Source organism: Oleiphilus sp. HI0125, assembly GCF_001635355.1.
The window spans coordinates 1-341 of the sequence record NZ_LWGF01000567.1 but is presented as its reverse complement, the minus strand read 5'-3'; the positions used below and the strand labels follow the sequence as shown (position 1 = coordinate 341).

Below are 341 nucleotides of genomic sequence, written 5' to 3'. Positions count from 1 at the left end.
GTAGTAGATGTGGCGCGTGCTTTAGTTGCCGGCGCTAAACCGATTGTTCCGGGCTTAGGGTTCGAAGCGGAAGCTCTCAAGGATACCAGCATCATTGAAATTGGTGATGTTGTATGTCCGTTTTATTTGCGAGTGATGGCTACGGATGCACCGGGAGCTCTTGCATCGATTACTAGCATTATGAGTAAGCACGGGATCAATATTGATTCGATTACCCAGCGAGAAAACGAGCAGGTTGGTGATATGACGCCCGTAATTATGCTCACTCATGAAGTAAAAGAAGATGTCGTGAATCTGGCAATTAGTGAGATCGAGCAACTTTCAAATACAGCAGGTGTGGT

The 341-nt window shown here is 46.3% G+C and carries 1 protein-coding gene; it reads left to right on the top strand.

The window, feature by feature from the left end; all coding sequences use genetic code 11:
• On the top strand, nucleotides 1-341 hold a 341-nt coding region (locus A3762_RS07060; protein WP_156493313.1), incomplete at both ends, for an ACT domain-containing protein.